This window comes from Kutzneria buriramensis (assembly GCF_003387475.1).
Taxonomy (GTDB): domain Bacteria; phylum Actinomycetota; class Actinomycetes; order Mycobacteriales; family Pseudonocardiaceae; genus Kutzneria; species Kutzneria buriramensis.
In genome coordinates, this window is record NZ_QUNO01000011.1 from 49,511 (window position 1) to 76,164 (window position 26,654).

A 26,654-nucleotide genomic window follows, 5' to 3' on the forward strand; every position below is an offset into this window, starting at 1 on the left:
GGGGCCCGAACCGTGTCCGCTCACTTCTTGTCGTGGTTGAACAGCTCGCCGACCTTCTCGCCGACCGTGCGCACGCCCTCGCTGAACTTGCCGCCGGTCAGCTCGTCCATCTTGGCCTGGGCGGCGTCGGCGCCCTTGTTGATCGCCTCGCCGGCCTGCTCCAGGTAGGGCTGCGCCTTCTCGCGCAGCGGCTCCGCCTTCTCGGCGAGGTCGCTGACCGCCTCGGCGGCCTTGTCGCGCAGCGGCGCGGCCTTCTCGGCCAGGTCGTTGGCCACTTCCTTGGCCCGATCGAAGAAGCTCACTGGGTGCCCCCGTCTCGTGCTCGCTGACAAGCCTCTGAGGTCAATGATGGACGATGGGTGGGTGACCGAGCCACGCGAACAGCCCAAACCCACCCGGCGCCTGGATGAGGTCTTCGGCGAGGTGCTGCCCGAGACCACCTCGGACGAGCGGGACCCGGACCGCCGCGGCCGGGACGCCGACAGCTGGTACGAGGAGAACCGCCCGCCCCACCACGAGGACCGCTAGCGCTGGCCCTGCTGGGACCGCAGCAGGTCGCGGATCTCGGTGAGCAGCTCGATGTCCGTCGGCGCGGACGGCTTCTCCTCCTCCTGCTTCTTGAACCGGTTGGTGATGCGCTGGACCGGCACGACGATCAGGAAGTAGACCACCGCGGCGATGATGACGAAGTTGATCACCGCCGTGATGAACAGGCCGTAGTCGAAGGTCACGCCGGCCACGGTGAACTGGCCGCCGATCTCCCCGCCGGTGATGGCCTTCACCAGCGGGTTGATGAAGGCGTTGCCCAGCGCGGTGACCAGCGCGGTGAACGCCGTGCCGATGACCACGGCGACGGCCAGGTCGACGATGTTGCCGCGGAACAGGAAGTCCCGGAAACCCTTCAGCATTACGACTCCTCAGAGGGGCGAACGATCAGCGCAGAGTAACGGTGACCGGTTGCGTCAATGACGCCGCCGCCACCTTCGCCGCGGCCTGCCGGGGCAGCGCCACGACCACCAGTCGGCCTTTCGCCGACATACCCTCGCTCGGCCGCACCGTAATCACAATGGCGTCATTCGCCAGCACCGCGGGATCGCCGACCACGTCGACATGGCTGCCGGCTCTGAGCAGGTCGGCCACGGCCGCGTCGGTGAGTCGCACCGGCACCGCCTCAGCGTTCGGATCGCCGCCGGCCAGCAGCGTGTTCTCGCGGCCGACCAGCCGCACGTCGGTGATCGGCTCGCCCGCGCGGGCCGACCCGGCCAGCACTCGACCGACGGCCGCGCCGGCGTCGTGCAGGGACCCTGCCGGCGCATACGCCGCCGGCAGGGCGCGTATTCGCACGTCGTCGCCGGTGAGGGTGGTTCCCGCCGGCACGTCCCGGGCGGCGACCAGCACCGAGGCGGCGTGCTCGCGATCGTGCAGCAGCGACGCCGCGGCCAGCACGACGGCGAGCACGGCCAGCAGCGCGGCGGCCGTGCGGCGGAGCAGGATCGTGCGCGCCCAGCCGGACAGGGTCAGCAGGCGGCGGAGTCGGGTGGTGCCCATGCGATCGACGCTAGGGCTCCCTCAACAGCGAGAACACCGGTTGTCCACGACCTGTGGACAACCGGTGTTCCCTGTGGACAACTTCAGTTCGCGGCGGCCTTGGCCGGCGTCGAGGAGGTACTCTCCGCCTTCGCCGCGGGCTTGGACTCCGCCGGCTTCGACTCCGTCTTGGTCTCGCTCTTGGTCTCCGAGCCGCTGCTCGCGGCCGGCGACGAGGCGGTGGAGCCGTTGCGGCTGTCGGTCCGGTAGAAGCCGCTGCCCTTGAACACCACGCCCACGGACCCGAAGAGCTTGCGCAGCTTGCCGGCGCATTCGGGGCACTCGGTCAGCGCGCTGTCGCTGAAGGACTGAACCGCCTCGAAGCGGTGTCCACATGCGGTGCACGCGTACTGGTAGGTCGGCACGGTTCCTCCGCGAGCGGTCGGTCTTGGCACTCGAAGGCTCAGAGTGCCAAGACGATGATGCGCCACGACGGCGTGACCATGCAAACAGCAAGGGGAATCGTCACAGTCGAACAAAACCACCCGATGGGGTGAGTACGGCGGTCATCAGCACGTCGTGGGGCTCCGCCGGCAGCCGCTCGACGAACTCCTCCGTCCGCACCACCGCGATGCGCGGGGCCGTCACGCCGGTCAGCGACCGGTCGTAGTGGCCGGCGCCGCGCCCGAGCCGCACGCCCCGCCGGTCCACCGCCAGCGCCGGGATCAGCACCGCGTCGACGTTGCGCACCGCCCCCGGCCCCAGCCGCAGCCCCGACGGCTCACGCAGCCCGTACGGACCGGGCACCAGGTGGTCGGGGCCGAAGTACACGCCCCAGTCCAGCGGCTCCTTGCCGGTGACGATCGGCAGCAGCACCCGCCGGCCGGCGGCCCGCAGCGCCTCCAGCAGCGCCACCGAGCCCGGCTCGGTGCCGACCGGCACGTAGGCGCAGACCGTCGCCGCCGGCCAGCCCACCGCGCCGACGGCGTCAGCAAGCGCTTGCGCCTCCGCCGCCCGAACCTCGCTTGACAACTCCGCACGGGCCTTGACCAGGCGTTTCCGCCAGTCGGTCTTGTCCGGGTCACGGTCGGTCGGTGTCACGACCCCACCTCGCAGAGTGACGGATAGTCTTCTCGTTCATGAGCTCGCCAAGCGCCTTCCACACGGCCATCGTGCCCGCTGCCGGCCTGGGCACCCGCTTCCTGCCGACGACCAAGGCCGTCCCCAAGGAACTGCTGCCCGTCGTCGACACGCCCGGCATCGAGCTGGTGGCCACCGAGGCCGCCCAGGCGGGCGCCACCAAGCTCGTCATCGTCACCTCGCCGGGCAAGGACGCGGTCGCCAACTACTTCCGGGCGCAGCCCGAGCTGGAGGAGACCCTCGCCGCCCGCGGCAAGACCGAGCTGCTGGCCAAGGTCCAGCGGGCCACCAAGCTGCTGTCCGTGGAGACGGCGATCCAGGACAAGCCGCTCGGCCTCGGTCACGCGATCGGGTGCGCCGAGGGCAACCTGGACGGCTCCGACGACGCCGTGGCCGTGCTGCTGCCGGACGACCTCGTGCTGCCCACCGGAGTGCTGTCGAAGATGGCGGAAGTGCGGTCCCGGCTGGGCGGCACCGTGCTGTGCGCGTTCGACATCCCGCGCGAGGAGATCTCCGCGTACGGCGTGTTCGACGTGCGCGACACCGGCGACGACGACGTCAAGCAGGTCGTCGGGATGGTGGAGAAGCCGAAGGCCGAGGACGCCCCGTCGACCTTCGCCGCGGCCGGCCGCTACCTGCTCGACCGGGCGATCTTCGACGCCATCAAGCGCATCACCCCGGGGGCCGGCGGCGAGTTGCAGATCACCGACGCGATCGCGATGCTGATCAACGAAGGTCACCCCGTGCACGTCGTGGTCCACCGCGGCGGCCGGCACGACCTGGGAAACCCGGGTGGTTTCCTGCGTGCCGCGGTGGACTTCGCCCTCGACCACCCGGAGTATGGCGCTGACCTGCGCAGCTGGCTGGAGGGTCGAATCGGGAAGGCTTGAGCGGAACCACGATGAGGTCAGTAGACGAGCAGCTCACCCGGGTACTCGGGGCCGCCGTGCGGCCCTCGCCCGTTCGGGTGGCGATCTCCGAGGCGCAGGGCCTGCTGTGCGCCGAGGAGGTCGTGGCCGAACGCGCCCTGCCCGGCTTCGACCAGGCCGCCGTCGACGGCTACGCGGTGCGCAGCGTCGACGTGCAGCCGGCCACCGACAGCCCGGTCGCGCTGCCGGTGGTCGGGGAGATCCCGGCCGGCTCCCGGCAGCCCCGCCGGCTCCAGCCCGGGCAGGCGGTCCGGGTGTACACCGGCGCGCCGCTGCCGACGCTGGCCGACGCCGTGGTGCCGCTCGGTTACACCGACAGCCATCCGGCCAAGGTGACCGTGACGATGTCGGTGCCGTCGGCGGCGTTCGTCCGGCGCACCGGCGAGGACGTGCAGACCGGCGACGTCGCCGTGCGCGGCGGCACCGTGATCGGCTCGGCCCAGGTGGGCCTGCTGGCCGCCGTGGGCCGGGACAAGGTGCTGGTGCACCCCAAGCCGCGGGTGTCGATCATCTGCGTCGGCGACGAGCTGGTCGACATCGACCGCACGCCCGGTCCCGGCCAGGTCTACGACGTCAACTCGTACGCCCTGGCGGCCGCCGCGCGCGACGCCGGGGCGGAGGTGTCCCGGGTCGGCATCGTGCCCGGCGACCCGCGGCGGCTGCGGGAGGTCGTGGAGGGCCGCCTGCTGCTGTCCGAGATCGTGGTGGTGGCCGGCGGGGTCGGCGGCACCGGCGGCGACGAGGTGCGGGCCGCGCTGGCCGACCTCGGCGAGCTGGACACCACCCGGGTCGCCATGCACCCCGGCTCCGCGCAGGGCTTCGGCCGGCTCGGGCCGGACGCCGTGCCCACCTTCCTGCTGCCCAGCAATCCGATGAGCGCGCTGGTGGTGTTCGAGGTGTTCGTCCGGCCGCTGATCCGGACCGCCCTGGGCAAGGCCAACCCGTATCGGCGGATGGTCACCGCGCGCCTGCTCTCGCCGCTGACCTCCACCAAGGGCCGCCGCGGCTTCCTGCGCGGCCAGCTGCTGCGCGACAGCGGCAACGACGACTTCCTGCTGCAACCGCTCGGCACGTCCGGCTCGCACCTGCTGGCGTCGCTCGCGGAGGCCAACTGCCTGGCCGTGGTCGACGAGGACGTCACCGACGTCAGCGTCGGGGAGGAGATCCAGGTGTGCTTCCTCGCCCAGCGTGGGTGAGCCCGTGGAGATCGCCGAGTTCGGCGGCGGTCGGCATCCCGGATGGCCGGTTCGGCTCGGTCCGCTGACCGTGCCCGCCGGTGTGGTCGAGCTGCGGCCGCCGCGGCTGTTCGACGGCGGCGCCTGGTCCCGGATCCGGATCCGGGAGCGCTCGCACCTGGAGAACTGGGAGCCCAGCGCGCCCGGCAGCTGGGAGGAGCGCAACGGCGTGCTGGCCTGGCCCAGCCAGTGGTCGGCGCTGCGCAGCCTGGCCCGGCGCGGGCAGACCCTGCCGTTCATGATCATGGTCGACGGGGTGCTCGCCGGCCAGATCACCATCGGCAACGTGCTGCGCGGGTCGCTGCGCTCGGCGTGGGTCGGCTACTGGGTGGACAGCGAGGTCACCGGTGGCGGGGTGGCCACCGCGGCGACCGCGCTCGTCGTCGACCACGGGTTCCGGCAGGCCGGGCTGCACCGTATCGAGGCCACCGTGCGGCCCGAGAACGCGCCGAGCATCCGGGTGCTGACCAAGCTCGGGTTCCGCGAGGAAGGCCTGTTCCGGCGCTATCTGGACGTGGCCGGCGGCTGGCGGGACCACATCTGCTTCGCCATGACCGCCGAGGAGGCCGGGGACGGCCTGGTAGGCCGTTTGGTCGCGGCCGGACGCGCCCATCACTCGTAACCGAGTTCACCCGTTGGTGCGCTTTTCGCCACACTTGCGGAACGGTGTATCCCCGGCGCGCCTCGGAGACACGTGTGACTGTTGTGACTAACGTGGCGTCTGCGGTCAGCGCACGCCCATCGAACTGACGGGGGAGGTGACGAACGTGCCCAGCTCATTGATCATCGTCGCCCTGGTTGTGGCATGGCTCGTCGTCCTGGTCCCGATGATCGCGCGCAAGCGCCAGGAGGTGGCCAAGACCGCCGACTCCGCGTTGGCCGCCCGGGTGGTCCACGACGGTGGTCCCGAGGATGTTGAGGAGGAGTTCGACATGACCGTCGACGAGTCCGAGACAGCGATCACGGACGACGACTACCGCGACTACCAGGACCCGCCCCGGCGCTACAGGCCCGGACGCGGCGGCTATGACCCCGAAGCGGCGGCGGCCTCCGCCCGCGCCAAGTACGCCTTCCGGCAGCGCATGGTGCTGGTGCTCCTCGTGCTGGCCGCGGCCAGCGCCGGCGTCGCCGCCTTCGTCATGCCCATCGTGTGGTGGGGCCACGGCGGCGTCGACCTCCTGCTCGTCGGCTACCTCGGCTACCTGCGCCGGCAGGTCCGCATCGAGACCGACGTGCGCGAACGCCGACAGGCCCGGATGCGCCCGCGCGTCGAAGAGGCCGACGAGTTCGTCGAGACCGACTACGACGAGACCGACTACGCGCCCGTCGAGCACCACGAGCCCGAGCCCGTCGCCGAGCCCGTCGCGCCGCCCGTCGAACCCGAGCTGTCCGAATACGAGGACGCGCCCCGCTCCACCCCCGCCCGCGCCCCGTACCGGCCCCGGCCCGCCCTCAACGGCACCACCGTCGTCGACATCGACGACGAGGACCCCGCCTTCGAGGACCTCGACCTGCCCCACCGTCGCGGCTACCGGCGCGTCGCCGGCTGAACCAGGGGGGTGGCAAAACCACCCCGCGGCCCCTGCTATAGTTCTTGACGTACCGAAGCGAGAGCCGAAGTACGACGGGGCTGTAGCACAGTTGGTAGCGCGTCTCGTTCGCATCGAGAAGGTCAGGGGTTCGATTCCCCTCAGCTCCACGCGAGAGTGCGAGAGCTGTGTCCGCTGGAAAGCGCGGACACAGCTCTCGCTTTTTTTGTATCTGGGGGCCGAGCCCCCAGGCCCCACGGTGCGGTTGGTATCTGACCCGGCGTGGTCCCGTTTAGGGCAAGGCGGGGCTCTGGTCCCAAGACGTCTGTCCGAGCCGGGTGAGCGTCCCCCGGCGCTGGAAGTTACTGACGGTAGTTATCGGGGGCGTATGGAAAAGCGCATACGGGGTGGCAACATCCAGGTGCCTTGACTGGGGGCATGTCCTACAGCGAGCCGGCGCGGGCGGCGGATGGCGGGACCCGATTGCTGGCGGCCTCGTCGTTCTCGGCCGTTGCGAAAACGGGCATCACGGTTTACGGGTGCGGCCAGGACGAGGCGGCGGTGTTCCGGGCGATGGCGCCGAGGTTCGGGGTCGAGCCGGTCATTGTCGAGGCGGCGGTGGCCGAGGGGAACGTCGAGCTGGCGTACGGGAATCGGTGCGTCAGCGTCGGGCACAAGACTCGGGTTGCCAATTCCACGTTGCTCGCTCTGAGTCGGGTGGGGGTGGAGTACGTCTCGACTCGGAGCGTGGGGTGCAACCACATCGATGTGAAGTATGCGGAGAGTATTGGGCTCGAGGTGGGGACCGTCAGTTATTCGCCGGACAGCGTGGCGGACTACACGGTGATGTTGATGCTGATGGCGGTTCGGCATGTGAAGTCGGTCATGCGGCGGGCTGATGTCTTCGACTACCGGTTGGGGGAGGTTCGTGGCCGGGAGTTGAGGGATCTCACGGTGGGGGTGGTCGGGACCGGGCGCATTGGCGCGGCGGTGGTGGATCGACTGCGAGGGTTTGGGTGCCGCGTCGTGGCCCATGACAGTGAGCCGCGGGGTGGGATTGAGTATGTGGCGTTGGACGAGCTGTTTCGGGAGAGTGACATTGTTTCGCTTCATACGCCGCTGACGGTGGAGACGTTTCATCTCGTCGATCGTGAGCGCATTGCGGGGATGAAGCGTGGGGCGGTCATTGTGAATACGGGGCGCGGGTCGCTGGTGGATACTCGCGCGTTGTTGGTGGCGCTGGAGAGCGGGCGGCTGGGTGGGGCGGCGTTGGACGTCGTTGAGGGGGAAGAGGGAATCTTCTACGCCGACAGCCGGGAACGGCTGGTCGGAAATGAGCCGTTGGCGCAGTTGCAGCGGATGGGCAACGTGATCGTGAGCCCGCATTCGGCGTATTACACGGACCACGCGTTGAGCGACACGGTCGAGAACAGTCTCATCAACTGCCTGAACTTCGAGGATGGGAAGCGGAATGACTAGGTTGAAGGTCGGGATCGTGTTCGGGGGCTCCTCGGAGGAACACCCCATTTCGGTCAAGTCCGCGCAGGAGGTCGCTCGGAACCTCGATGCCGAGAAGTACGAGGCGTTCTGGATCGGGATCACGAAGGGCGGGGAGTGGAAGCTCTGCGACGGGCCCGGTCCGGAGTGGGAGAGCGGCGAGAGCCGGCCGGTGGTGTTGTCCCCGGACCGCGGGGCTCGCGGGCTTCTGGTGTTGGACGAGGGGAAGTACGACACGGTCGGGCTGGACGTCGTGTTTCCCGTTCTGCACGGGCGGTTCGGTGAGGACGGCGCCATGCAGGGGTTGCTGGAGCTGTCGGGAATTCCGTACGTCGGGTGCGACGTGCAGAGTTCCGCGCTGTGCATGGACAAGTCGCTTGCCTACGCGGTTGTCCGGAGCGCGGGGATTGCGACGCCGAACTTCTGGGTGGTGCCGGCGGGTGGGAGTGTCGACGCCGACGGCCTCGAATACCCCGTGTTCGTGAAGCCGGCGCGGTCGGGGTCGTCGTTCGGGGTGAGCAAGGTGACCCGGGCTGACGAACTGTCGGTGGCGATGGACGCGGCGCGGAAGTACGACTCGAAGGTGGTGATCGAAGAGGCTGTTGTCGGCAGCGAGATCGGCTGCGCGATCATGGGCAGCGGCGCGGATCTGTTCGCCGGCGAGGTGGACCGCATCGCGCTGTCCCACGGCTTCTTCCGGATCCACCAGGAGGCCACCCCCGAACAGGGGTCCGACAACTCGACTCCGATCGTGCCCGCCGACATCTCGCCGGAGGCGCGTGCGCGCGTTCAGGAGACGGCCAAGGCCATCTATCGGGCCCTGGGCTGCGGCGGGCTGGCGCGGGTGGACCTGTTCCTCACGGAGGACGGGACGGTCGTGCTCAATGAGGTCAACACGCTGCCGGGGCTGACTTCGTACAGCCGTTACCCGCGGATGATGGCGGCGGCCGGGCTGCCGATGGCCGAGGTGATCGATCGGATCATCGCGGCGGCGGTGGCGGACAAGGTCCGATGAACGACGATTTCGTCTTCGTCGACGAGGTCGTGCCCGGAATACGCTGGGACGCCAAGTACGCCACCTGGGACAACTTCACCGGCAAGCCGGTGGACGGGTACGTGGCGAATCGAATCGTCGGCACCCGGGCCCTGTGCGCGGCCCTGGGAACCGCGCAGGAGAAGGCCGGACCCCTCGGGTTCGGCCTGCTGCTGTGGGACGGATACCGCCCGCAACGCGCGGTGGAGTGCTTCCGGCGCTGGTCGGAGCGGCCCGAGGACGGCCGGACCAAGCCGCGGCACTACCCGAACATCGACCGGCCGGAGATGTTCGAAAAGGGCTATGTGGCGGTGAAGTCGGGCCACAGCCGGGGGAGCACGGTCGACCTGACCCTCTACCACCTGGACACCGGCGAGCTCGCGCCGATGGGCGGCGATCACGACCTGATGGATCCGGTGTCACATCACGGGGCACCTGGGATCACGGCGGTCGAGGCGAGGAATCGCGACCACCTCTGCTCCATCATGGAGGACTGCGGATTCGCCCGGTACGACGGTGAGTGGTGGCACTACACGCTGCGGGACGAGCCCTATCCGGACACCTATTTCGACTTTCCCATCGCATAGCCGGGCGGGGCCGCCGGAAGGCGCACGGTGACGAGGAGCCCGCCGGCGACCCGTGGGGTGAGGGTGAGGGCGCCATCGTGTGCGTGCGCGATGCTCTTGACGATGGCCAGGCCGAGACCGACACCGGCATGATCGCCGTGAATGCGTTCGGTGCCGCGCTGGAAAGGCTCGGTGAGGGTCGAGACGATGTGCGGCGCCAGCTTCTCGCCGGTGTTCTCGACGGTGAGCACGACCGATTCGGCGCCGATGGCGGTGCCGACCTGCACGGTGCCGTGTTCGGGGAGATTGTGGACGATGGCGTTGTGCACGAGATTCGTGGTCATCTGAAGCAGCAGCGCGTGTGAGCCGTTGGTGGGGGTGATGTCCCCGGCGGTCTCGATGGTGACGCCGTGCTTCTCCGCGAAGGGGAGCAGTGTTTCGGCGGCCTCCTCCGCGATGAGGGAAAGATCGATGCGCTCCCGGTTGAATGCGCGCCGATCGGCCCGGCTGAGCAGCAGCAGCGCCTCGGTGAGTTCGATCGCCCGGGTGTTGACGGCGCGCAGGCGCTCGTCGATCTCGCCGCCGTCGCGGTGCGGATCCTTGCTGGCGACATCGAGCAGGGCCTGCATGATCGCCAGCGGCGTACGCAGCTCGTGCGAGGCGTTGGCGGCGAATCGCTGCTGTTCGGCGTCATGCGCCTCGAGTCGGGCGAGCATGGCGTCGAAGGCGTCGGCGAGTTCGCGGAACTCGTCCTGACGGCCCGGCAGCCGAATTCGGTGCGAGAGCGATCCGTGCGCGGCCATGCGGGTGGCGTCGGTGATCCGACTCAGCGGCGCCAGCATGTGGCCGGCGAGAATCCAGCCGCCCAGGAGGCCGAACACGAGCAGGAACGCCAATACGACGGCGGCAGTCGGCGCGAAAGCACGCAGCACGGCCAACTCGTAGTCGGGCATGAGGAGCAGACCGGGATGGGGCACCCTACTCAGGAACACCCAGCCGGTGGCGAGCAGCAATACGCCGGCAACCATCAGGAATCCGGCGTAGCTGAGGGTGAGTTTGAGGCGGACGCTCCAACCGGGCTCCCTGTCCACGATTCCTCCCTCGCCCGGTGGCCCGGTCCGTCATGGCGCACATGCGCCCCCGATGCTACGAGACGGGGTATCTCGTCGGCATATCCAAAACCGCAGACGTGCCGGCAACACGAGGCTGCCTTCACTGAAGGCATGAACCGCAACGCAGGAACTCGCCGGGCGCCCAGGATCGTTCTCGTCGGCCTGGCCGTGGCCGGCACGAGGCTGGTCGGCGCCCTCGGTCACCGGTCCCTGGCGTCCAGGTCCTTCTCGGCCGTCCGGCGCGTCCTCGGCAAGGCGCACGGCGCGGTCCCGCCCGGTGTGACGGTTTTCGACGACGAGATTCCGGCCGTGGCCAACCTGGATCCCGCTTTGCTGCGCGCCCTGCGCCGAGCCGCGACCGACGCCGCGGCCGACGGGATCCGGTTCTTCGTCAACAGCGGCTGGCGTTCCCCGCAGTACCAGGAGCAATTGCGCCGTGAGGCGGTGATGAAGTACGGCTCGGAAACCGCGGCGGCCCGCTGGGTCGCCACTCCCGACACATCCGCGCACGTCGCGGGGGAGGCCGTCGACATCGGACCGATCGGCGCCGCGGCCTGGCTGACCGTGCACGGCGTCAAGTACGGGTTGTGCCAGATCTACCGCAACGAGCCTTGGCACTATGAACTGCGGCCCGAGGCCGCCGTGCACGGCCGGCCGCCGATGTACGCCGACCCCAGCCAGGACCCGCGGATGTGGCGATGAGATTTATTGCCAGTAATTGGCGATTGAACGGCATCGACGGCGTCGCGGTTGCCGGCGATCGGGGCAGCGCTCCGGTCCATCGCGCTGTGCGCCGCCTGCCAGTACAAGTGCGTGATCGTGTTGCCGGACAACACGAACCGGGAGCGGTGCAGATGCTGCGGCGTTCGGCGCCGAGAGCGTGCAGACGCCGCGCGAGAAGGGCTACGCGGCGGCGATCGAGAAGGCCGAGGAGGTCCACCGCGACTGGCCGGGCTCCTGGTTCGCCTGCCAGCACGAGAATCTCGACAACGTGCGGGCGCACTAGTCCACCACCGGCACGGAGATCTGGAGCGACACCGAGGGCCGGATCTCCGTGCTGGTCTGCGAGGGCGGCACCGGCGGCACGCACGCGACCGGCGTCTGATCGGCACGCCGCCTTCATGTACCTGATCGGCGCGGTCAACCTGGTGGGCCTGGCCGGCGCCAGCGTCGCGGCCGGGCTGCCCTGGCACGCCCCCTCGGCTGCCGGTGTTGTTCGCGGCCGGGATGAGCCTGCTGGACACCCTCGACGGCGCCTTCATGAACTTCGCCCACGAATGGGCGTTCGCCAAGCCGGTGCGCAAGGCCTACTACGACATCACCATCACCGGTCTGTCGGTGGCGGTGGCGCTGTTCATCGGCGCCATCGAGTTGCTGTCGATCGTCGCCGACCGATTTCACCTGGTCGGCGGATTGTGGGATTGGATTTCGGGGGTCGGCCTGAATCGGATCGGATTCGGCGTGGTCGGGTTGTTCGCGCTGACCTGGCCGGTCGCGCTGGGGATCTGGCGGTTCGGCCGGATCGAGCAGCGGTGCGCCGGCGCGGACTGACGCCGTCCGAGATCGACAGTCGACGCGTTCCGTCCCGGGCGTGTCGGCTTTCTCGCCGCAGGGGTGCGGGATGGATCCTCGGGCGGTCGGCGTCATCAACTTTGATTACGCCGATCGGGTGATGTTGCGCGGCCCCGTCGGCGGTCCGCGGCGGGGCCGCGTCGCGATGAGCTGGGCCGATGCTCGTTGAATGATCAACGGTCCGGTGTGGACGGTTTCGGGCGACCGGCGCGAGACCCGTTGCGGTCCGTGTTCCTAGGTCGATAGTGGTGGCATGACCGAACACGGAACGTTGCCCGGTGAAAAGCGGATGGTTTTCGGGTAAACTACTTGCAATTTGCTCCAACAAGATCCGAATTCAATTCGCCACGTCGGGAGCAATCATGAAGCCGGGTGCCGATCAGCACGCAGACTCCGTCCACATCCGCCGCGACCGCTCGCTCAACCCCGTCCTGCTGCCATTCATGATCGTGTTCTTCCTGCTGACCGCGGTCGCCATCGCGGTGCTGATCACCGTCGCATCGGCGGTCTACCTGCTGGCCGTGGCCGGCGCCGCGCTGTGGGGCCTGGTCAGACCCAGACCCGAGGGCCTGGACCGCCGGCAGACCGTTCGCCGCACCGTCGAGGTGATCAACCAGCTCGCCCTGCGGTCCCGCCGGGGCAAGCACGCCCGGCCCGGATTCGTGCCACGCGCGCTGGTCCCGTTCACTCGCTGAAGGTGATCCACTCCACCACCCTCTCCACCACGAATTCCTCGTTCTCCTCGCAGGTGCCGTCGATCTCCACCAGCACGTCGTCGATCTTGAGCCGCCGCGCCGCGGCCCGCGACGACTCGACCGGCACCCGGGTGTCCTTCGTCCCGTGCACGATCAGGGTCGGCGGCAGGATCTCGCCGAACACGAAGCTGGGCCGCACCCAGAACGCCTCGTTCAGGAACGCCCGCCCGTGCCTGACGCCGGGACCGTGCTCCAGGTAGCCGACCTCCGCCAGTTGTGGCGTGGCCAACCGGCCGTGCGACCAGTTGGGGTTCTGGTCGATGTAGTCACCCTTGAAGTTCAACTGCGGTGTGAGCAGCGCGAGACGGTCCAACTCCGTCGGCCGCCGCGCGGCGTAGAACGCGGCCAGCCCGCCGCTGAACCGGTTCCCCACGAGGGACACTCGGCGGGCGCCCGTCTCGGTGCGGACGAACGCGAGCGCCGCGCGGATGTCGTTGAGGTGCTCGGTGAACGTCCGCGTCTCCTGGGCGCCGTCGCTCTCGCCGTGCCCACGGTGATCGAAACGCAGCGTCGCCGCACCCTCGGCGGCCAGCGCGTCGGCCAGCAGCGGGAACAACCCGTTCTCGTCCCGGTCCAGACCCTCGCTGTGGGCCAGCACCACGGCTCTGGCCGCGTCGCCCGTCGACGGCACCGTCAGGGTCCCGGCCAGCCGGAGACCGTCGAGCGACTGAAAGCTCCCCATCCACCGATGGTCCCACGGCGCCGCTAGCCCACAGCCCCGTCGACGACGACGGTCGGCTCATCGCTGCCGCGGGCACACACGGCATGGCCCAGCGCCACCAGGCGGGCCCCGAAGTCGGCGTGCTGTTCTCGGCTGAAGGTGCCGTCCAGCATCGCCAGCGTCACCCGGGGCACGGCGTCGTTGACGCTCATGAGTTCGGCGAGCAGTTCACGGTCCGCACGAATCACTGCTACCTCCCGTCCGACCAACCCACGCGCCCCGGTCGCTGCTAGAGACGACTGGCGGGGGCTCGGGGTTGCGTGGACGGAGAGCGCTCTCCGGCCGTGCTACAAATGCGGTATGAGCACCGAGCAGGCGCCGCCCACGCTGGAGCACGTCGCAAAAGTCGCCGGCGTGTCCCGGGCGACGGTGTCCCGCGTGGTCAACGGCATCCGCAACGTCGACCCCGAGCTGCGGGAGGCGGTCGAGCGGGCGATCGAACAGACCGGGTACGTGCCCAACCGGGCGGCGCGCTCGCTGGTCACCAGGCGGACCGGCGCGGTGGCCCTGGTGGTCTCCGAGCCGAGCAAGCACACCGACGCGTTCCCCGGCGGCGTGTTCGCCGACCCGTTCTTCGGGCGCGTGGTCAGCGGCGTGCTGAGGGTGCTCGGGCCGATGGACGTCAACCCGGTGCTGATGCTGGTCGACTCGGAGAAGGCCCGCAAGCAGCTGGTGAACCGGCTGCGGCAGGACCGCTTCGACGGCGTGCTGCTGATCTCCATCGACCCGCGCGACCCGCTGCCGTCCCTGCTCACGGTGGCCGGCGTGCCGACGGTGATGTTCGCCCGCCCGGTGCAGTCGATCCCGATGAGCTACGTGGACGTGGCGCACGAGGACGGCGCGCGGCTGGCCGCCGAGCACCTGGTGGCGCGGGGCTGCAAGCAGGTGGCGACGATCAGCGGACCGCTGGACACGCCGGCGGGACAGGACCGGCTGGCCGGCTTCCGGTCGGCGATGGCCCGGCACGGCCAGGCGTACGTGCCCAGCGCCGAGGGCGACTTCACCCAGACCGGCGGCGAGCGGGCCACCGAGACGCTGCTGGCGCAGTCCTTCGACGGCCTGTTCGTGGCCAACGACCTGATGGCGATGGGCGCGCTGGACGTGCTGCGGAAGCATGGAAAGCGCATTCCCGAGGACGTCGCGGTGATCGGCTTCGACGACAGCGGGGCGGCGCTGAGCTGCCGGCCACAGCTGACCACCATCCGGCAGCCGGTCGAGGACATGGCCGCCGAGATGGCCCGACTGGTGATCGAGCGCATCGGCGGCGAGGGCGAGCGGGTGACGTCGGTGATCTTCGAGCCGTCGCTGGTGGTCCGCGACTCCGCCTGAGCATCGGAGAGCGCTCTCCTTGACGGGTACGGGGCGTCGGGGTACAACTGCCTGGCAATACGGAGAGCGCTCTCCCGCCAGAGGGGCTACTCGGTCCGCTGCCACGACGTACCTCTGGAGAACCGATGAAGGCTCTCTCCTGTGCGCTGCTGCTCGTGCTCGGCCTGTGCGCACTGGTGCTCGACCCGCCCCCCGTCCACGCCGCCGGAACCCTGCTCTCCCAGGGCCGGCCGGCGACCGCCTCGTCCACGGAGGGCGCCGGCTACGCGGCCGGGAACGCCGTCGACGGCGACCCGAACACCCGCTGGGCCAGCTCCTGGCACGACGACCAGTGGGTCCAGGTCGACCTCGGCTCGTCGCAGGCGATCGGCCAGGTCGTGCTCCAGTGGGAGGCCGCCTACGCGTCGGCGTTCGAGATCCAGCTCTCCGACGACGGCAACACCGGCTGGCGCGACGTCTACGCCACCACCACCGGCACCGGTGGCACGCAAACGCTTTCCGTGAGCGGAACCGGCCGCTACGTCCGCATGCACGGCAGCAAGCGCGCCACCGGCTACGGCTTCTCGCTGTGGGAGTTCCAGGTCTACGGCGGCGGCGCGTCGCAGCCCGGCTGGACGCCGGTCTGGACGGACAACTTCCCCGGCGCGGCCGGCAGCGTCCCCAACGGGGCCAACTGGATCACCGACACGGGCCCGAACCCGTCCAGCGGCGAGGTGGAGACCAACACCGCCGCCAACGTTGCCCTGGACGGCAACGGACACGTGAACCTCACCGCCGTCAACAGCGGCGGCAACTGGACCTCCGGCCGGATCGAGTCCCAGCGGACCGATTTCGCCGCCCCGGCCGGCGGCCAGCTCATGATCACGGCGTCCATCAAGCAGCCCGACGTTTCCAACGCCCTGGGCTACTGGCCGGCCTTCCGCGCCTACGGGTCCGCCTACCGCGGCAACGTCGGCGCGTGGCCGGCGGTGGGCGAGACCGACATCATGGAGGGCGTCAACGGCCGCGCGCAGTCGTCGGAAACCCTGCACTGCGGCACGGTTCCCGGCGGCAACTGCAACGAGTACAACGGGGTGACCAGCGGGCTGGGCACTTGTGGCGACTGCCAGACCGCGTACCACACGTACGCCGAGGTGATCGACCGGACGCTGAGCGACGAGCAGATCCGGTTCACCATCGACGGACAACAGGTCTGGCAGGTGAGGGAAAGCCAGGTCGGGGTCAGCACCTGGCAGGCCGCCGTCGATCACGGGTTCTTCCTCGTGTTCGACCTCGCGATCGGCGGCGGCTACCCGAACACCGTCTGCGGCTGTACCTCGCCGAGCCCGCAGACGTCGTCCGGCGGCGTGCTGTCCATCGGCTCGGTCGGCGTGTACCAGAGCACCGGCGCGGTGCCGCCGCCGCTGTCGGCGCCGCCGGTGCCGGGCGGGTCGAGCGTGGTGAAGGTGACCGGCGGGCAGGGCAACTGGGGCCTGTCGGTGAACGGAAACCCTTACTACATCAAGGGGGTCACCTTCGGCCCGCAGAGCGCGACCGCCGACGCGCACATGCAGGACCTGCGGGAGTTGGGCGTCAACACGGTCCGGACCTGGGGCACCGATGCCTCGAGTCAGCCGCTGCTGGACCGCGCCGCCGCCAACGGGATCAAGGTGATCAACGGGTTCTGGCTCAACCAGGGCACCGACTTCGTGAACGACACCGCGTACGAGGACAGCACGCTGGCGTCGATCGTCCAGCAGGTCGACGCGTACAGGAACCATCCCGGCGTGCTGATGTGGGACGTCGGCAACGAGGTGCTGCTGACGTTGCAGAACACGTATTCCGGCGCGCAGTTGGAGGCCGAGCGCAACGCGTACGCCCGATACGTGGAGCGGGTCGCCCAGGCGATCCACGCGGCCGACCCGAACCACCCGGTGACGTCGACCGACGCCTGGACCGGGGCCTGGCCGTACTACAAGGCCAACACCCCGTCGCTCGACCTCTACGCCGTCAACTCCTACGGCGCTGTCTGCACCGTGCGGCAGGACTGGCTCAACGGCGGCTACACCAAGCCGTACATCGTGACCGAGTCCGGCGAGCCGGGGGAGTGGGAAGTTCCGGGCGACGCCAACGGTGTCCCGACCGAGCCCACCGACCAGCAGAAGGTCGCCGGCTACGCGAACGCGTGGAACTGCGTGCACGGCCACACCGGTGTGGCGCTCGGCGCGACGTTGTTCAACTACGGCAATGAGAACGACTTCGGCGGCATCTGGTTCAACCTCGAACCGGGTGGCTGGAAGTTCCCGACCTACTACCAGGTCGCGCAGCTCTACGGCGGGTCGCCGTCGACCCCGGCCGGTCCGGTGATCACGGACATGTCCGTGCCGCAGACCGTCAGCGCCGGCAGGCAGTTCACCGTCAGCGTCGCCGTGCCGGGCACCGTCCGGTACAACCTGATGTACACCAGCAAATACGTCGACGGCGGCACCACCTTGCGGTACGCCGACTTCATCCAGACCGGCGCGAACTCGTTCAGCGTCACCGCGCCGAACCAGCTCGGCGTCTGGAAGGTGTACGTGTACGCCTATGACGGCCACGGCAACGTCGCCGTGGAGACGCGGTCGATCAAGGTGACCGTGCCGCCTGTCAACGGAACCAATGTCGCCCTCGGCAAGCCGACCACCGCCTCCAGCTACCAGCAGACCGGCAACGGCGCGCCGTACCCGCCCTCGAACGCCGTCGACGGCAACACCGGGACGCGGTGGGCCACCGACTGGAGCGATCCACAGTGGATCCAGGTCGACCTCGGTCAGACCACCGCGATCCACCACATCCAGCTGGTCTGGGAATCCGCCTACGGCAAGGCGTACACCATCCAGGTGTCGCCGGACGGGGTGTCCAACTGGACCACCATCCACAGCACCACCACCGGCGCCGGCGGCGTGGAGGACTTCGACGTCAGCGGCTCCGGTCGGTTCGTCCGCCTCACCGGCACGCAGCGCGGCACCACCTACGGGTACTCGCTCTACGAGTTCGGCGTCTACCAGTAGCCGGGGGCCGGAACGGGCCATTCCACCACCAGGAGCGGTGGAATGGCCCGTTCACGCCGTTGTCCGGTTCCGGCCAGAAGCGCGGCGAGGGGATGCGGGGTCGTGAGAGCGCTGCCATCCTGCGAAGGGTGATCAGGCTCCTGCCGCTCCTCCTGATCGTCCTGGCGCTGCCGCCCGCCCCTGCCGCGGCGGCCACGACGACCGTCTGCGCCCTGTCCTGCGACACCCTCGACCCGTCGAGGGCCCAGCAGGAGACCTTCCCCCTGCCGGACAAGAACATCAACGGCCGCAAGATCCAGCTGCACGTCTCGGTCCCGGACGGCATGGACTGGGCCAGCATCGACCTGGGCCAGGCCGGCGACTCGGTGTGGCTGGACCGCTCCTGGGACGGCGGCGCCACCTGGGAGGGACTGCTGGGCAAGGCCAGCATCCCGAGCACGTGGACCGGCACCAGAACGCTGATGTACAACATCTACGACCCGGTCGGGCACCGCCGCGGCGTGATCCGGGCCTGCGGCGACGCGAACGCGGTCGGCTGCACCGATTGGCTCTATCCCAACGTGTGCGACAAGCTGTGCGACAACACGAGCCCGTCGCAGGCGGTCGGCGACACGCAACCCGTTGCGCCGACGAGCATCTACGGTCGGACGATCCGGCTGCACACCGACGCCAACGGTATGGCCTGGGCGACGATGGAGGGCAACGGTCCCGGCGACGAGGTCTGGCTGGACCGGAGTTGGAACGAGGGCGCGAGCTGGCCGGACGGGTCCTCGCTCGGCCGCACGACCACCGGCAGGACGACCATGTTCGCCACCAGGGATCCACGGGCCAAGCTGTACGGCGGCGCGATCCGGGCCTGTGGCAAGGAAGCCACCCACTCCAACGGAAGCTGCACGGCGTGGGCGCGCCCGACGCCGACGCGGGCCGGTGCGGCGGCGGACGCGCTGATGTACTCCTACGACACCTACCAGGCCTGGTGGCCGAGCAGCTGGTGGAACTCGGCGGCGACGCTGACGGCATTGATCGACTACGCGAGGCAGACCGGAAACCATGACTACGACTGGGTCATCGGCCGCACCTTCGACGTGAACAAGGGGTCGTTCCCGGCCGGCGTCAAGTCGAGCGACCCGATCGACGGCGACTTCATCAGCCGCGCGATCGACGATTCGGCGTGGTGGGGCCTGGCCTGGATCGCCGCCTACGAATACACCCACGATCAGCGATACCTGACCGAGGCGACGACGATTGCCAACTACGTCAACGGGTTCTGGGACACGAGCACCTGCGGCGGTGGCGTGTGGTGGGATCGCGAGCGTACGTACAAGAACGCGGTGACCAACGGCCTCTACCTCAGACTGACCGCCGCGTTGCACCTAGACACACCCGGCGACTCGACCTGGGGCCAGCGCGCGATCACCGCCGGCAACTGGTACCTGAACAGCGGCCTGATCAACGGTGCCAACCAGGTCAACGACGGCCTTACCGCGGACTGCCGCAACAACGGTCAGACGGTGTGGACCTACAACCAGGGCCTGGCGATCGGCGGCTTCGACGAGCTCTACAAGGCCACCGGCAACGGCGCTTGGCTGACCATCGCGTCTCGGCTGGCCAACGCCGCCAGCACCGGCATCATCACCGAGTCCTGCGAGCCGAACTGCGACGACAACCAGAAGCAGTTCAAGGGCATCCTGGCCCGCTACCTGGCCGAGCTCGGCGACCAGCCGTTTCTTCAGACGCAGGCGAATTCGTTGTGGGCCAACGATCGCGACGCGCTGAACCACCTCGGTCTGCGCTGGGCCGGCGGCTCGCCGAACCCCGCCGACTGGCGGACGCAGGCCAGCGCCCTGGAAGCCCTCACCGCGACGCAGAGTCCAGCAGGAGGTTGACCAGCGCGATGACGTTGTCGGTCTCCGGCTCGTGGCCGCCGAGCAGGTGGGTGTACATGAACGAGTCGCCGATGCGCACGATTGCCTGTGCCAGGACGCCGGTCGGCACGGCGAAGTCGACGCCGGCATCGGCCAGCAGCTTGGCGAACAGCGTCGTGGCGCGCTGCTCGACCAGGCCCGGGGCGAGCACGGTCCGGATGAACAGCAGCGGGTCGCGGGTGATGAACGCCCGCAGCGGCTCGGCGCCGATCACGGCGTACATGAACCGTTCGAAGACCGCCCGCACCCGGTCCAGGCCCTCGGCGGACACGCTCTCCAGGCAGAACCGGAAGGTGCGCTCGGTCTGGTCGGCGAGCACCATGCCGACCAGTTCGTCGTGGTTGCCGATGCGTCTGTACAGCGTGGCGCGGCTGAGACCGAGCTCGCCGGCCAGTGCGGACATGTCCAGCGGACGGCCGGCGAGATAGGCGGCGGTCGCCGCGCGGACCACGTCCTCGGTGCTGTTCCTTGTCAAATCCGACCTCCCTGTGAGACAAATGAATGGATTGTCTCACAGGGAGGCGCGGCGTGACGCACTTCGTTGACCACGGCGGCGGCGGCCCGGCGGTCGTCCTGCTGCACAGCTTCCTCATGGACGGCGAGATGTTCGCGCCGCAGGTCGCCGCGCTCGGCGATGCGTTCCGCCTGGTCACGGTGGACATCCGTGGCCACGGCCAGAGCCCGGTGGACGGCCCCTTCACCTACTGGGACGTCGCCAACGACGTGCTCGAGGTCCTCGATCAGCTCGGCATCGACCAGTTCGCGGCGGTCGGCACCAGCCAGGGCGGCTTCGTCGCCATGCGGCTCGCGCTGATCGCGCCCGAGCGTGTCACCGCGATCGCCGTGCTGGGCAGCTCGGCCGCGGCGGAGGACCCGCAGGTCGCCGAGGCGTACCGCGGCCTGGGCACGCTGTGGGCCACGCAGGGGCCGACCGACCAGCTGCTCGACATGGTCGCCACCATCTGCATCGGCGCCATGGATTCATCGGCGTGGCGGATCAAGCTGCGGGCGTTGCCGATCGACCGCGTGCACGTGCTGCTGAACGTGCTCGTCGACCGCGACGGCCTGCTGGACCGGTTGGGTGAGATCTCCTGCCCGGCGCTCGTGCTGCACGGGGGCGCCGACGCCGCCTATCCGGTGGAGCGGGCCGAGGAGATCGCCGCGGCGGTGCCCAAGGCCGAGCCGGTGGTGCTGGTCGAGGGCGGTGCGCACTTCCTGAGCCTGACCAACCCGGACGAGGTCAATCCGCCACTACGCGCATTCCTGACGGCCAACGCCTAGCTCGACCGAACGGGACGGCACCGCTGCCCGTTCGCGGACCTGATTTGTTCGGCGCCGTGACCGTTTGTGATGCTGCTCCGGTGAGCAGACGGCCCTGGCGGATCCTGCTGCCCGTGCTGTGCCTGGCACTGGTCGCGGGCGGAGTCGTGGCCTACCGCTGGTTCAGTGTGCCCGGCGGCGCGACCTACGTCGACATCGCCGACGCGAGCCCGGCGCCGACGCCGGCCGCGTTCACGTCCGCCGGCTCGCGCGGCAGCTGGCACGTCGACTGCGGGCACAACCAGGAGCGGATGTACAACTCCGACAACCTGGTCGCGCAGCCCGGGGTCCCCGGCGGCGCGCACCACGTGCACGACTACGTCGGCAACACCTCGACGAACGCGCTTTCCACGGACGCGACCCTGGCCGCCGCGAACACCACCTGCCAGTTCGGCGACAAGTCGACGTACTACTGGCCGGTCCTGCTGATGCCGTCCGCGATGACGCAGATGGACGGCATGGACGGCATGTCCATGAACCACAGCACCATCGCGGTGCCGACCTCGGTGCGTGTCGAGTACCGCGGCAGCCCGGTCAGCAGCGTCATCGCGATGCCGCGATTCCTGCGTGGCACCACCGGAAACCCGCACGGCTACAGCGAGGGGCTCGTCAACACCGACCACGTGCAGTGGACGTGTTCCGGCGTCCGCGACAAGGCCACCGTCGACTACCCGGAGTGCGGGGCGGGGCAGCAGACGATCCGCGTGTTCGACTTCCCCAACTGCTGGAACGGCACCACCACCGACAGCCCGGACCACCGCGCCCACCTGGTGTTCCCGGCGGTGGGCGGTGGTTGTCCGCTGGGCACGTTCCCGGTGCCGGAGCTGCACATCGAGGTCGCGTACACGCTGCCGCCGGGCACGCACTACGCGATCGACGCCTTCCCGGAGGAGCACTACAGCTCCGTCACCGACCACGCCATGTTCGTCGACGTGATGCCCGATTCGCTGATGGCCACCGTCGTCGACTGCGTGAACTCCGGTCGGCACTGCTGATCACTTGCCCGGCAGCGGCGGGGTCTTGCCGCCGGTCGGGTTGACCGCGAACCACACGTTCTTGATGCCCTGGCCGTTGAGGTCACCCGGGTTGTGGTCGCCGGAGTAGTAGTACACGGGCCAGCCGTTCACGGTCACCTGGCAGGTGCCGTCGGCGCGCTCGACGTAGCCGATGAGCTGCGGGTCCACCCCGGTGGGGAAGATCTTGCCGGGGGAGGCGATCAGCAGCGGCGGCCAGGTCTTGGCGCATTCCCCGTTGCAGGTCGACTTCGGCGGCATGTTGCTGTCGTTGTCGAAGCGGTAGAGCGTGTTGCCGTCGCCGTCGGTCAGGTACGAGCCGATCTTGTCGGACAGGCCCACCTTGAGCTGGACGTCGTGGCTGCCCGGGGCGATGTTCGGCGTGGCCACCACCGGCTGGTCCGACGGGCCGCTGAAGATCTGCACGCGCTTCTGGGTCTTGGCGACCGTCGGCGGCGGGACGGCGACGGGGCTCGGCAACGTGACGACGTGCTCGACGTTCTTGATCTTCACCGCCTGCGGCGTGCCCGCGACGCTGCCGCAGGCCGTCACCGTGATCAAGGCGGTGACCAGGAAGGACGTGGACAGGATCAGCTTCGGTAGCCGCATGGCACTCAACTCCTCGATGGTTGCCGCAGACACGGCTGTCCGGCGCCGCCGGTTCAGGTCGAAATTTCTTTGAACCGATGCGGCGATCCGCTCGTGTGTCTCGCAAGGGCCGGGTCCGCGCGGTGTGCAGGGCGTCGCGCGGGCCCGGCCCTGCTCCACTGTGGACGGTTGTGCGAACGGGCAGGCGTCGGCGGCCGGCGGCACGCGGCGGTCAGCGGGCCGCGCGGCACGACCGTGTTCCTCGATGAGGCCGATCGGATTTGCCGGTCGGTGCACGGGGGTCGACACGGAAGGTGGTAGCGATGGCAGGGCTGAGCAGGAGCGCCCGCCAGAAGGTCGCCGACGAGGCGCTGCTGCGCTCGCTGTTCCGCGAGCACGGCGGCGCCATGCTGGCGTACGCGTATCGACTCATCGGGGACCGCGCCGCGGCGGAGGACGTCGTGCAGGAGGCGCTGGTGCGGGCCTGGCAGCACCCGGACGCCCTGGTCAACGGCCGCGGCTCGGTGCGCGGCTGGCTGCTCACGGTGGTGCGCAATCTCGTCACGGACCGGGCCCGCGCGCGGGCGTCGCGGCCGCTGGAGGTCGCCGAGCCGCCGGTCGAGGCGGCCGTCGCCCACGACCATGCCGACGGGGTCGTCAACTCGCTGGTCGTCGGGGCCGCGCTGGGGCGGCTGTCCGCCGAGCACCGCGAGGTGCTGGAGCAGATCTACCTGCTCGGGGCCACCGCCAGCGAGGCCGCGTCCGCGCTGGGCATTCCGCTGGGGACCGTGAAGTCCCGCTCTTTTCACGCACTCCGCGCGCTGCGCGCCTTTCTCCCGGGGCTCGAAGCGGGATTGGAACGGTCGGTGTCATGAAGAACCCTGATGTGGAGCGCTACCTCGCCGGCGCCCTGGACGAGGAGCGCTCGCGGCTGTTGGAGCGGCACCTGCTCACCTGCGAGCAGTGCAGCGACGAGGTCGCCGAGTTCCACGAGTTCCAGCGCATCGTCGACACCGTGCTCAACGGTCCACCGCCCGACGGCGACCAGGTGCTGCAACGGGCCCTTCGGCAGATCCGGGCCGAGTCCGCCGCCTCCCGCCGCCGTCGCGGGGCCTTCCTCGCCTCCGCTGCCGCAGTCGTCACCGCCGTCGCCGTGACGACCGGTGTGATGGTCGGGCGATCCGGTGATTCCCTCGGTCCCGTACGGGCCAGCGGTGTGGACGCCGGCACCGGCGCCTCGCTGGCCGTGTCCTTCGCCCCGACCACCGGCTGGTCGCACATCTCCGCCGCCGTCAGCGGGCTGCCGGTGGGGGTCGAGTGCGAACTCGTGCTCGTCGGCAAGGACGGCCGCCGCACCATCGCCGCCGGCTGGCGGGTCAGCTCCCCACAGTCCACGGTGGACGCCAGCGCCCTGGTCGATCCGGCCGACATCACCAGCATCCTCCTGGAAAGCCCCGCCGGCACGAAGTTCGTGTCGGTCACTCTCTGATCGACCTGCGAGAAGGGGACCGGCCGGTGGGCCGGTCCCCTTCTGGCGTGCGGGTGTCAGTCGGCGAAGCGGATGGAGGCGACCATCTTGTCGAAGCCGATGGTGCTCAGGTCCAGCTGGTTGCCGGTGACGATCATGGACTTGCCGGTGCAGTTGGGGCCGGTCCACAGCTTGTAGGTGCCGTCGGCCTGGATGGAGGACACGCCGGACGGGTTGCCGACGTTCTGGCAGCCGTGGCCGGCGACGGCCTGCGAGCCGTCGGGCTCCTGGAGGTTCTTGCCGCTGTCCAGGATGGCGCTGGTGGCGGTCAGGTTGCTGTTGTTCTTGGTCGTGGTGGTGGGCGGCGTGGTGGTGCTGCCGCCGTCGCCGAAGCGCACCGAGCGGATGGCGTTGTCGAAGCCGATGGACGCGAGGTCGCGGACGTCACCGTTGATGACGATGGACTTGCCGGTGCAGTTGTCGCCGGTCCACAGCTTGAGCGTGCCGTCGGTGGTGATCGACGAGGTCACGCCGGGGCGCGCCACCGGCTGGCAGCCGGGACCGGCCACGCCCTGCGAGGCGCCGGAGTCGGCGAAGTTCTTGTCGTCGAACAGGATCGCGCTCTTGGCGGTCAGCGCGGCGGTGGGGGCGCCGGTGGGCGGGGTGGTGGTGCTGGTCGCCGGCGGGGTGGACCCGGGCGGGGTGTGGCCGCCGAAGTTGCGCGAGCCGTCGGGCTCGACCGCCCACCAGATGTTCTGCACGGCCTCGCCGTTGGTGTCGAACGGCTTCACGTCCTTGCTGAACGTGTAGATCGGGTGGTGGTTCAGGGTGAGCTGGAAGTTGCCGTCGTCGGCGCGCTTGATGAAGCCGACCGCCCGCGGGTCGACGCCGGCGACGAAAACTTTGCCGCCCTTCGGGTTGATCTCCACCGGCGGCCAGGTGGTCTTGCACGCGCCGGTGCAGTTGGAGGTGTCCTCGGTGTCCTTGTCGAAGACATAGAGCACCTTGTGCGCGCCGTTGGTGACGACCGGATCCAGGTTCCCGGCGACGCCGGCGGACAGCTGCACCCACTTCTGGGCGACGGCGGCGGGCGCGCCGGGCGGGGCCCAGTCGCCGGTGCCCATGGTCGCGTTGTTGGACTTCGCGGTGCCCTGCAACAGGTTCAAGGGCGTGGCGTCGGCGGCGTTGGTGGCGGCGGGAGCCGTCTGAGGCTGCGTCGCCTCCTGGGTCCCGCATGCGGCGAGCATCGCGGCGCCGGCGGCGACGAGGGCAGCAAGGGACACAACATGCTTGCGGGACATGGGGTTTCTCCTGTGTGGGCTCGCGGGTTCCGGTCGTCCGGAAGCCGTTCGCGATCTACACGGGGACCCACGGCGAACGGTTCAACGATTTTTCGAGGAACCGTTCGCCGCCCGTCGTAAGTCAGGGAATCAGCACGATCTTGCCGCGGGTGTGCCGGCGCTCTAGCTCGGCATATGCGTCCCGAACCTCGGCCAGAGGGTAGGTTCGGGCAACGATCAGTTCCAGTTCGGACGCCGCGATCTTGCCGGCGAGCTCGGCCAGCACCTCGGCGCTGGCGCCCTGGGCGTTGCCCTCGGCCTTGATGCCGTACTTCTCGACGGCGGGGAAGTTGATGATCGTGTTGATCCGGTCCTTGTCGACGCCCAGTTCCAGCGCCAACTCGACGTAGTCCGCGCCGTAGGTGTCGATGAAGGCGTCGACAGTGCCCCCGGCGGCCTTGCGCACCCGTTCCGCGAGACCGTCGCCGTACTCGACCGCCGTCACGCCGTGGGCGGCCAGCCAGTCCTGATTGGACGGTCCGGCGATGCCGATCACATTCGCGCCCTCGGCCACCGCGAGCTGTACCACCAGCGAGCCGACGCCGCCGGCCGCGCCGGACACCACGACGGTGTCGCCCTTGGACAGCGCGACCGCCCGTACCGCCGCCCACGCGGTGGTGCCGGCGACAAACAGCGAGCCGGCCTGCTCCCACGTCACACCGGCGGGCTTCGGCGTGAGCTGCGTCACCGGCACCACGACGAACTCGGCCTGGCTGGCGCGATCGTCGGTCCAGCCGATCACCTCGTCGCCGACCGAGACCTCGCTCACATCCGCACCCAGTTCGGCGACGACACCGGCCAGGTCGCTGCCCTGCCCCGACGGGAACGTGGACGGCCACACCTGCGCGAACGCGCCCTGGCGGATGCTCGCCTCGCCGGGATTGATGCCGGCCGCCTTCACCTGCACGAGCGCCTCGCCGGGGCCGGGGACCGGGCGGTCCACCTCGACCACGTCCAGCACGTCGATGCCGCCGAACTCGTTGTACCTGACCGCCTTGGGCATGTCCGAGCCTCCTCGTCGGGTTA

The 26,654-nt window shown here is 69.6% G+C and carries 31 protein-coding genes and 1 tRNA gene; 20 read left to right on the top strand and 12 right to left on the bottom strand.

Annotated elements, in window-relative coordinates:
• Positions 1–20 precede the first annotated feature (20 nt).
• Positions 21–302, bottom strand: coding sequence for an Rv0909 family putative TA system antitoxin (locus BCF44_RS55775; RefSeq protein WP_170217831.1), 282 nt, complete (start codon positions 300–302; stop codon positions 21–23).
• A gap of 46 nt (positions 303–348) precedes the next feature.
• Here BCF44_RS55775 and BCF44_RS30075 point away from each other — a divergent pair, with 46 nt between their 5' ends.
• Positions 349–528: a hypothetical protein gene (locus BCF44_RS30075; RefSeq protein WP_116177800.1), complete on the top strand. Its 180-nt coding sequence runs from the start codon at positions 349–351 to the stop codon at positions 526–528.
• Here the strand turns inward: BCF44_RS30075 and mscL are convergent.
• The 4 genes from mscL to BCF44_RS30095 form a co-directional block, all read right to left on the bottom strand.
• Positions 525–908: a large conductance mechanosensitive channel protein MscL gene (gene mscL, locus BCF44_RS30080; RefSeq protein WP_116177801.1), complete on the bottom strand. Its 384-nt coding sequence runs from the start codon at positions 906–908 to the stop codon at positions 525–527. The two genes, BCF44_RS30075 and mscL, sit on opposite strands and share 4 nt — an antisense overlap.
• A 25-nt stretch (positions 909–933) precedes the next feature.
• On the bottom strand, positions 934–1,548 hold the full coding sequence (locus tag BCF44_RS30085; protein WP_116177802.1) for an SAF domain-containing protein: 615 nt from the start codon (positions 1,546–1,548) through the stop codon (positions 934–936).
• Between the two features lie 83 nt (positions 1,549–1,631).
• Positions 1,632–1,952: an FmdB family zinc ribbon protein gene (locus BCF44_RS30090; RefSeq protein ID WP_116177803.1), complete on the bottom strand. Its 321-nt coding sequence runs from the start codon at positions 1,950–1,952 to the stop codon at positions 1,632–1,634.
• 100 nt (positions 1,953–2,052) lie between these two features.
• Entirely contained in the window at positions 2,053–2,628 is a 576-nt protein-coding gene (locus BCF44_RS30095) for a 5-formyltetrahydrofolate cyclo-ligase (RefSeq protein ID WP_116177804.1), read from the bottom strand.
• A 38-nt stretch (positions 2,629–2,666) separates the two neighbouring features.
• Between BCF44_RS30095 and BCF44_RS30100 the strand changes: the two genes are divergently transcribed.
• The 8 genes from BCF44_RS30100 (at position 2,667) to vanX (ending at position 9,477) form a co-directional block, all read left to right on the top strand.
• The gene (locus BCF44_RS30100; RefSeq protein ID WP_116177805.1) at positions 2,667–3,557 is read left to right on the top strand and encodes a UTP--glucose-1-phosphate uridylyltransferase; all 891 of its coding nucleotides are present in this window, start codon (positions 2,667–2,669) and stop codon (positions 3,555–3,557) included.
• Positions 3,558–3,568: 11 nt separating this feature from the next.
• Positions 3,569–4,792 carry a molybdotransferase-like divisome protein Glp gene (glp, locus tag BCF44_RS30105; RefSeq protein WP_116177806.1) on the top strand — a complete coding sequence of 408 codons (1,224 nt, stop codon included), beginning with the start codon at positions 3,569–3,571 and terminating at the stop codon, positions 4,790–4,792.
• Positions 4,785–5,453: a GNAT family N-acetyltransferase gene (locus BCF44_RS30110; RefSeq protein ID WP_211353290.1), complete on the top strand. Its 669-nt coding sequence runs from the start codon at positions 4,785–4,787 to the stop codon at positions 5,451–5,453. The genes glp and BCF44_RS30110 overlap by 8 nt, the downstream gene beginning before the upstream one ends.
• 145 nt (positions 5,454–5,598) lie before the next feature.
• Positions 5,599–6,381, top strand: coding sequence for a divisome protein SepX/GlpR (gene sepX / locus BCF44_RS30115; RefSeq protein ID WP_116178082.1), 783 nt, complete (start codon positions 5,599–5,601; stop codon positions 6,379–6,381).
• A 76-nt stretch (positions 6,382–6,457) separates the two neighbouring features.
• Positions 6,458–6,530: transfer RNA gene (locus tag BCF44_RS30120), tRNA-Ala, on the top strand.
• Between the two features lie 403 nt (positions 6,531–6,933).
• Complete coding sequence (locus BCF44_RS30125; RefSeq protein ID WP_246015795.1) at positions 6,934–7,839, top strand: NAD(P)-dependent oxidoreductase; 906 nt, start codon at positions 6,934–6,936, stop codon at positions 7,837–7,839.
• Entirely contained in the window at positions 7,832–8,872 is a 1,041-nt protein-coding gene (gene vanA, locus BCF44_RS30130) for a D-alanine--(R)-lactate ligase (protein ID WP_116177808.1), read from the top strand. Before BCF44_RS30125 ends, vanA begins: the two co-directional genes overlap by 8 nt.
• Complete coding sequence (gene vanX, locus BCF44_RS30135) at positions 8,869–9,477, top strand: D-Ala-D-Ala dipeptidase VanX (protein ID WP_116177809.1); 609 nt, start codon at positions 8,869–8,871, stop codon at positions 9,475–9,477. Before vanA ends, vanX begins: the two co-directional genes overlap by 4 nt.
• On the opposite strand, the gene BCF44_RS30140 is transcribed toward vanX, so the two are convergent.
• Positions 9,453–10,547, bottom strand: a complete 1,095-nt coding sequence (locus BCF44_RS30140; RefSeq protein ID WP_116177810.1) for a sensor histidine kinase — start codon at positions 10,545–10,547, stop codon at positions 9,453–9,455. The genes vanX and BCF44_RS30140 overlap by 25 nt on opposite strands.
• Before the next feature lie 132 nt (positions 10,548–10,679).
• Here BCF44_RS30140 and BCF44_RS30145 point away from each other — a divergent pair, with 132 nt between their 5' ends.
• The 4 genes from BCF44_RS30145 (at position 10,680) to BCF44_RS30160 (ending at position 12,835) form a co-directional block, all read left to right on the top strand.
• Entirely contained in the window at positions 10,680–11,270 is a 591-nt protein-coding gene (locus BCF44_RS30145) for a M15 family metallopeptidase (RefSeq protein WP_116177811.1), read from the top strand.
• A gap of 178 nt (positions 11,271–11,448) precedes the next feature.
• Positions 11,449–11,574: a hypothetical protein gene (locus BCF44_RS58640; protein WP_281283155.1), complete on the top strand. Its 126-nt coding sequence runs from the start codon at positions 11,449–11,451 to the stop codon at positions 11,572–11,574.
• Positions 11,575–11,795: 221 nt separating this feature from the next.
• A complete protein-coding gene (locus BCF44_RS57870; RefSeq protein WP_342775661.1) occupies positions 11,796–12,119 on the top strand; it encodes a HoxN/HupN/NixA family nickel/cobalt transporter in 324 nt (107 codons plus the stop codon).
• A 383-nt stretch (positions 12,120–12,502) separates the two neighbouring features.
• Entirely contained in the window at positions 12,503–12,835 is a 333-nt protein-coding gene (locus BCF44_RS30160) for a hypothetical protein (RefSeq protein WP_116177812.1), read from the top strand.
• Here BCF44_RS30160 and BCF44_RS30165 read toward each other — a convergent pair.
• On the bottom strand, positions 12,825–13,577 hold the full coding sequence (locus BCF44_RS30165) for an alpha/beta hydrolase (protein ID WP_116177813.1): 753 nt from the start codon (positions 13,575–13,577) through the stop codon (positions 12,825–12,827). The genes BCF44_RS30160 and BCF44_RS30165 overlap by 11 nt on opposite strands.
• A gap of 23 nt (positions 13,578–13,600) precedes the next feature.
• Positions 13,601–13,804, bottom strand: a complete 204-nt coding sequence (locus BCF44_RS30170; RefSeq protein ID WP_116177814.1) for a hypothetical protein — start codon at positions 13,802–13,804, stop codon at positions 13,601–13,603.
• Positions 13,805–13,916: 112 nt separating this feature from the next.
• Between BCF44_RS30170 and BCF44_RS30175 the strand changes: the two genes are divergently transcribed.
• The 3 genes from BCF44_RS30175 to BCF44_RS30185 all read left to right on the top strand — a co-directional run bounded on the left by BCF44_RS30175 (position 13,917) and on the right by BCF44_RS30185 (position 19,860).
• Positions 13,917–14,945: a LacI family DNA-binding transcriptional regulator gene (locus BCF44_RS30175; RefSeq protein ID WP_116177815.1), complete on the top strand. Its 1,029-nt coding sequence runs from the start codon at positions 13,917–13,919 to the stop codon at positions 14,943–14,945.
• A gap of 125 nt (positions 14,946–15,070) precedes the next feature.
• On the top strand, positions 15,071–17,974 hold the full coding sequence (locus BCF44_RS30180) for a discoidin domain-containing protein (protein ID WP_116177816.1): 2,904 nt from the start codon (positions 15,071–15,073) through the stop codon (positions 17,972–17,974).
• 128 nt (positions 17,975–18,102) lie between these two features.
• A complete protein-coding gene (locus tag BCF44_RS30185) occupies positions 18,103–19,860 on the top strand; it encodes a glycoside hydrolase family 76 protein (protein WP_246015741.1) in 1,758 nt (585 codons plus the stop codon).
• On the opposite strand, the gene BCF44_RS30190 is transcribed toward BCF44_RS30185, so the two are convergent.
• Positions 19,829–20,374, bottom strand: a complete 546-nt coding sequence (locus tag BCF44_RS30190) for a QsdR family transcriptional regulator (protein WP_147328693.1) — start codon at positions 20,372–20,374, stop codon at positions 19,829–19,831. The genes BCF44_RS30185 and BCF44_RS30190 overlap by 32 nt on opposite strands.
• A 53-nt stretch (positions 20,375–20,427) precedes the next feature.
• Between BCF44_RS30190 and BCF44_RS30195 the strand changes: the two genes are divergently transcribed.
• The gene (locus BCF44_RS30195; RefSeq protein ID WP_170217832.1) at positions 20,428–21,180 is read left to right on the top strand and encodes an alpha/beta fold hydrolase; all 753 of its coding nucleotides are present in this window, start codon (positions 20,428–20,430) and stop codon (positions 21,178–21,180) included.
• Between the two features lie 80 nt (positions 21,181–21,260).
• Positions 21,261–22,214, top strand: coding sequence for a DUF1996 domain-containing protein (locus BCF44_RS30200; protein WP_116177819.1), 954 nt, complete (start codon positions 21,261–21,263; stop codon positions 22,212–22,214).
• On the opposite strand, the gene BCF44_RS30205 is transcribed toward BCF44_RS30200, so the two are convergent.
• Positions 22,215–22,841 carry a COG4315 family predicted lipoprotein gene (locus BCF44_RS30205; protein ID WP_116177820.1) on the bottom strand — a complete coding sequence of 209 codons (627 nt, stop codon included), beginning with the start codon at positions 22,839–22,841 and terminating at the stop codon, positions 22,215–22,217.
• A 302-nt stretch (positions 22,842–23,143) separates the two neighbouring features.
• Between BCF44_RS30205 and BCF44_RS30210 the strand changes: the two genes are divergently transcribed.
• Positions 23,144–23,695 carry a sigma-70 family RNA polymerase sigma factor gene (locus BCF44_RS30210; RefSeq protein ID WP_116177821.1) on the top strand — a complete coding sequence of 184 codons (552 nt, stop codon included), beginning with the start codon at positions 23,144–23,146 and terminating at the stop codon, positions 23,693–23,695.
• A complete protein-coding gene (locus BCF44_RS30215; RefSeq protein WP_147328694.1) occupies positions 23,692–24,309 on the top strand; it encodes an anti-sigma factor family protein in 618 nt (205 codons plus the stop codon). The genes BCF44_RS30210 and BCF44_RS30215 overlap by 4 nt, the downstream gene beginning before the upstream one ends.
• A 56-nt stretch (positions 24,310–24,365) precedes the next feature.
• On the opposite strand, the gene BCF44_RS30220 is transcribed toward BCF44_RS30215, so the two are convergent.
• Together BCF44_RS30220 and BCF44_RS30225 are read right to left on the bottom strand one after the other, a co-directional pair.
• Positions 24,366–25,589: a COG4315 family predicted lipoprotein gene (locus BCF44_RS30220; RefSeq protein ID WP_116177823.1), complete on the bottom strand. Its 1,224-nt coding sequence runs from the start codon at positions 25,587–25,589 to the stop codon at positions 24,366–24,368.
• Between the two features lie 121 nt (positions 25,590–25,710).
• A complete protein-coding gene (locus BCF44_RS30225) occupies positions 25,711–26,631 on the bottom strand; it encodes an NADP-dependent oxidoreductase (RefSeq protein WP_116177824.1) in 921 nt (306 codons plus the stop codon).
• Positions 26,632–26,654: the final 23 nt, after the last annotated feature.

What these genes read in the sequence shown, in the direction of transcription:
- BCF44_RS30075 (WP_116177800.1), top strand. Translation starts at nt 349, where the DNA reads ATGGACGATGGGTGGGTGACCGAGCCACGCGAACAGCCCAAACCCACC.
- mscL (WP_116177801.1), bottom strand. Translation starts at nt 908, where the DNA reads ATGCTGAAGGGTTTCCGGGACTTCCTGTTCCGCGGCAACATCGTCGAC.
- BCF44_RS30085 (WP_116177802.1), bottom strand. Translation starts at nt 1,548, where the DNA reads ATGGGCACCACCCGACTCCGCCGCCTGCTGACCCTGTCCGGCTGGGCG.
- BCF44_RS30100 (WP_116177805.1), top strand. Translation starts at nt 2,667, where the DNA reads ATGAGCTCGCCAAGCGCCTTCCACACGGCCATCGTGCCCGCTGCCGGC.
- glp (WP_116177806.1), top strand. Translation starts at nt 3,569, where the DNA reads ATGAGGTCAGTAGACGAGCAGCTCACCCGGGTACTCGGGGCCGCCGTG.
- BCF44_RS30125 (WP_246015795.1), top strand. Translation starts at nt 6,934, where the DNA reads ATGGCGCCGAGGTTCGGGGTCGAGCCGGTCATTGTCGAGGCGGCGGTG.
- vanA (WP_116177808.1), top strand. Translation starts at nt 7,832, where the DNA reads ATGACTAGGTTGAAGGTCGGGATCGTGTTCGGGGGCTCCTCGGAGGAA.
- vanX (WP_116177809.1), top strand. Translation starts at nt 8,869, where the DNA reads ATGAACGACGATTTCGTCTTCGTCGACGAGGTCGTGCCCGGAATACGC.
- BCF44_RS30145 (WP_116177811.1), top strand. Translation starts at nt 10,680, where the DNA reads ATGAACCGCAACGCAGGAACTCGCCGGGCGCCCAGGATCGTTCTCGTC.
- BCF44_RS57870 (WP_342775661.1), top strand. Translation starts at nt 11,796, where the DNA reads ATGAGCCTGCTGGACACCCTCGACGGCGCCTTCATGAACTTCGCCCAC.
- BCF44_RS30160 (WP_116177812.1), top strand. Translation starts at nt 12,503, where the DNA reads ATGAAGCCGGGTGCCGATCAGCACGCAGACTCCGTCCACATCCGCCGC.
- BCF44_RS30165 (WP_116177813.1), bottom strand. Translation starts at nt 13,577, where the DNA reads ATGGGGAGCTTTCAGTCGCTCGACGGTCTCCGGCTGGCCGGGACCCTG.
- BCF44_RS30175 (WP_116177815.1), top strand. Translation starts at nt 13,917, where the DNA reads ATGAGCACCGAGCAGGCGCCGCCCACGCTGGAGCACGTCGCAAAAGTC.
- BCF44_RS30180 (WP_116177816.1), top strand. Translation starts at nt 15,071, where the DNA reads ATGAAGGCTCTCTCCTGTGCGCTGCTGCTCGTGCTCGGCCTGTGCGCA.
- BCF44_RS30205 (WP_116177820.1), bottom strand. Translation starts at nt 22,841, where the DNA reads ATGCGGCTACCGAAGCTGATCCTGTCCACGTCCTTCCTGGTCACCGCC.
- BCF44_RS30210 (WP_116177821.1), top strand. Translation starts at nt 23,144, where the DNA reads ATGGCAGGGCTGAGCAGGAGCGCCCGCCAGAAGGTCGCCGACGAGGCG.
- BCF44_RS30215 (WP_147328694.1), top strand. Translation starts at nt 23,692, where the DNA reads ATGAAGAACCCTGATGTGGAGCGCTACCTCGCCGGCGCCCTGGACGAG.
- BCF44_RS30220 (WP_116177823.1), bottom strand. Translation starts at nt 25,589, where the DNA reads ATGTCCCGCAAGCATGTTGTGTCCCTTGCTGCCCTCGTCGCCGCCGGC.
- BCF44_RS30225 (WP_116177824.1), bottom strand. Translation starts at nt 26,631, where the DNA reads ATGCCCAAGGCGGTCAGGTACAACGAGTTCGGCGGCATCGACGTGCTG.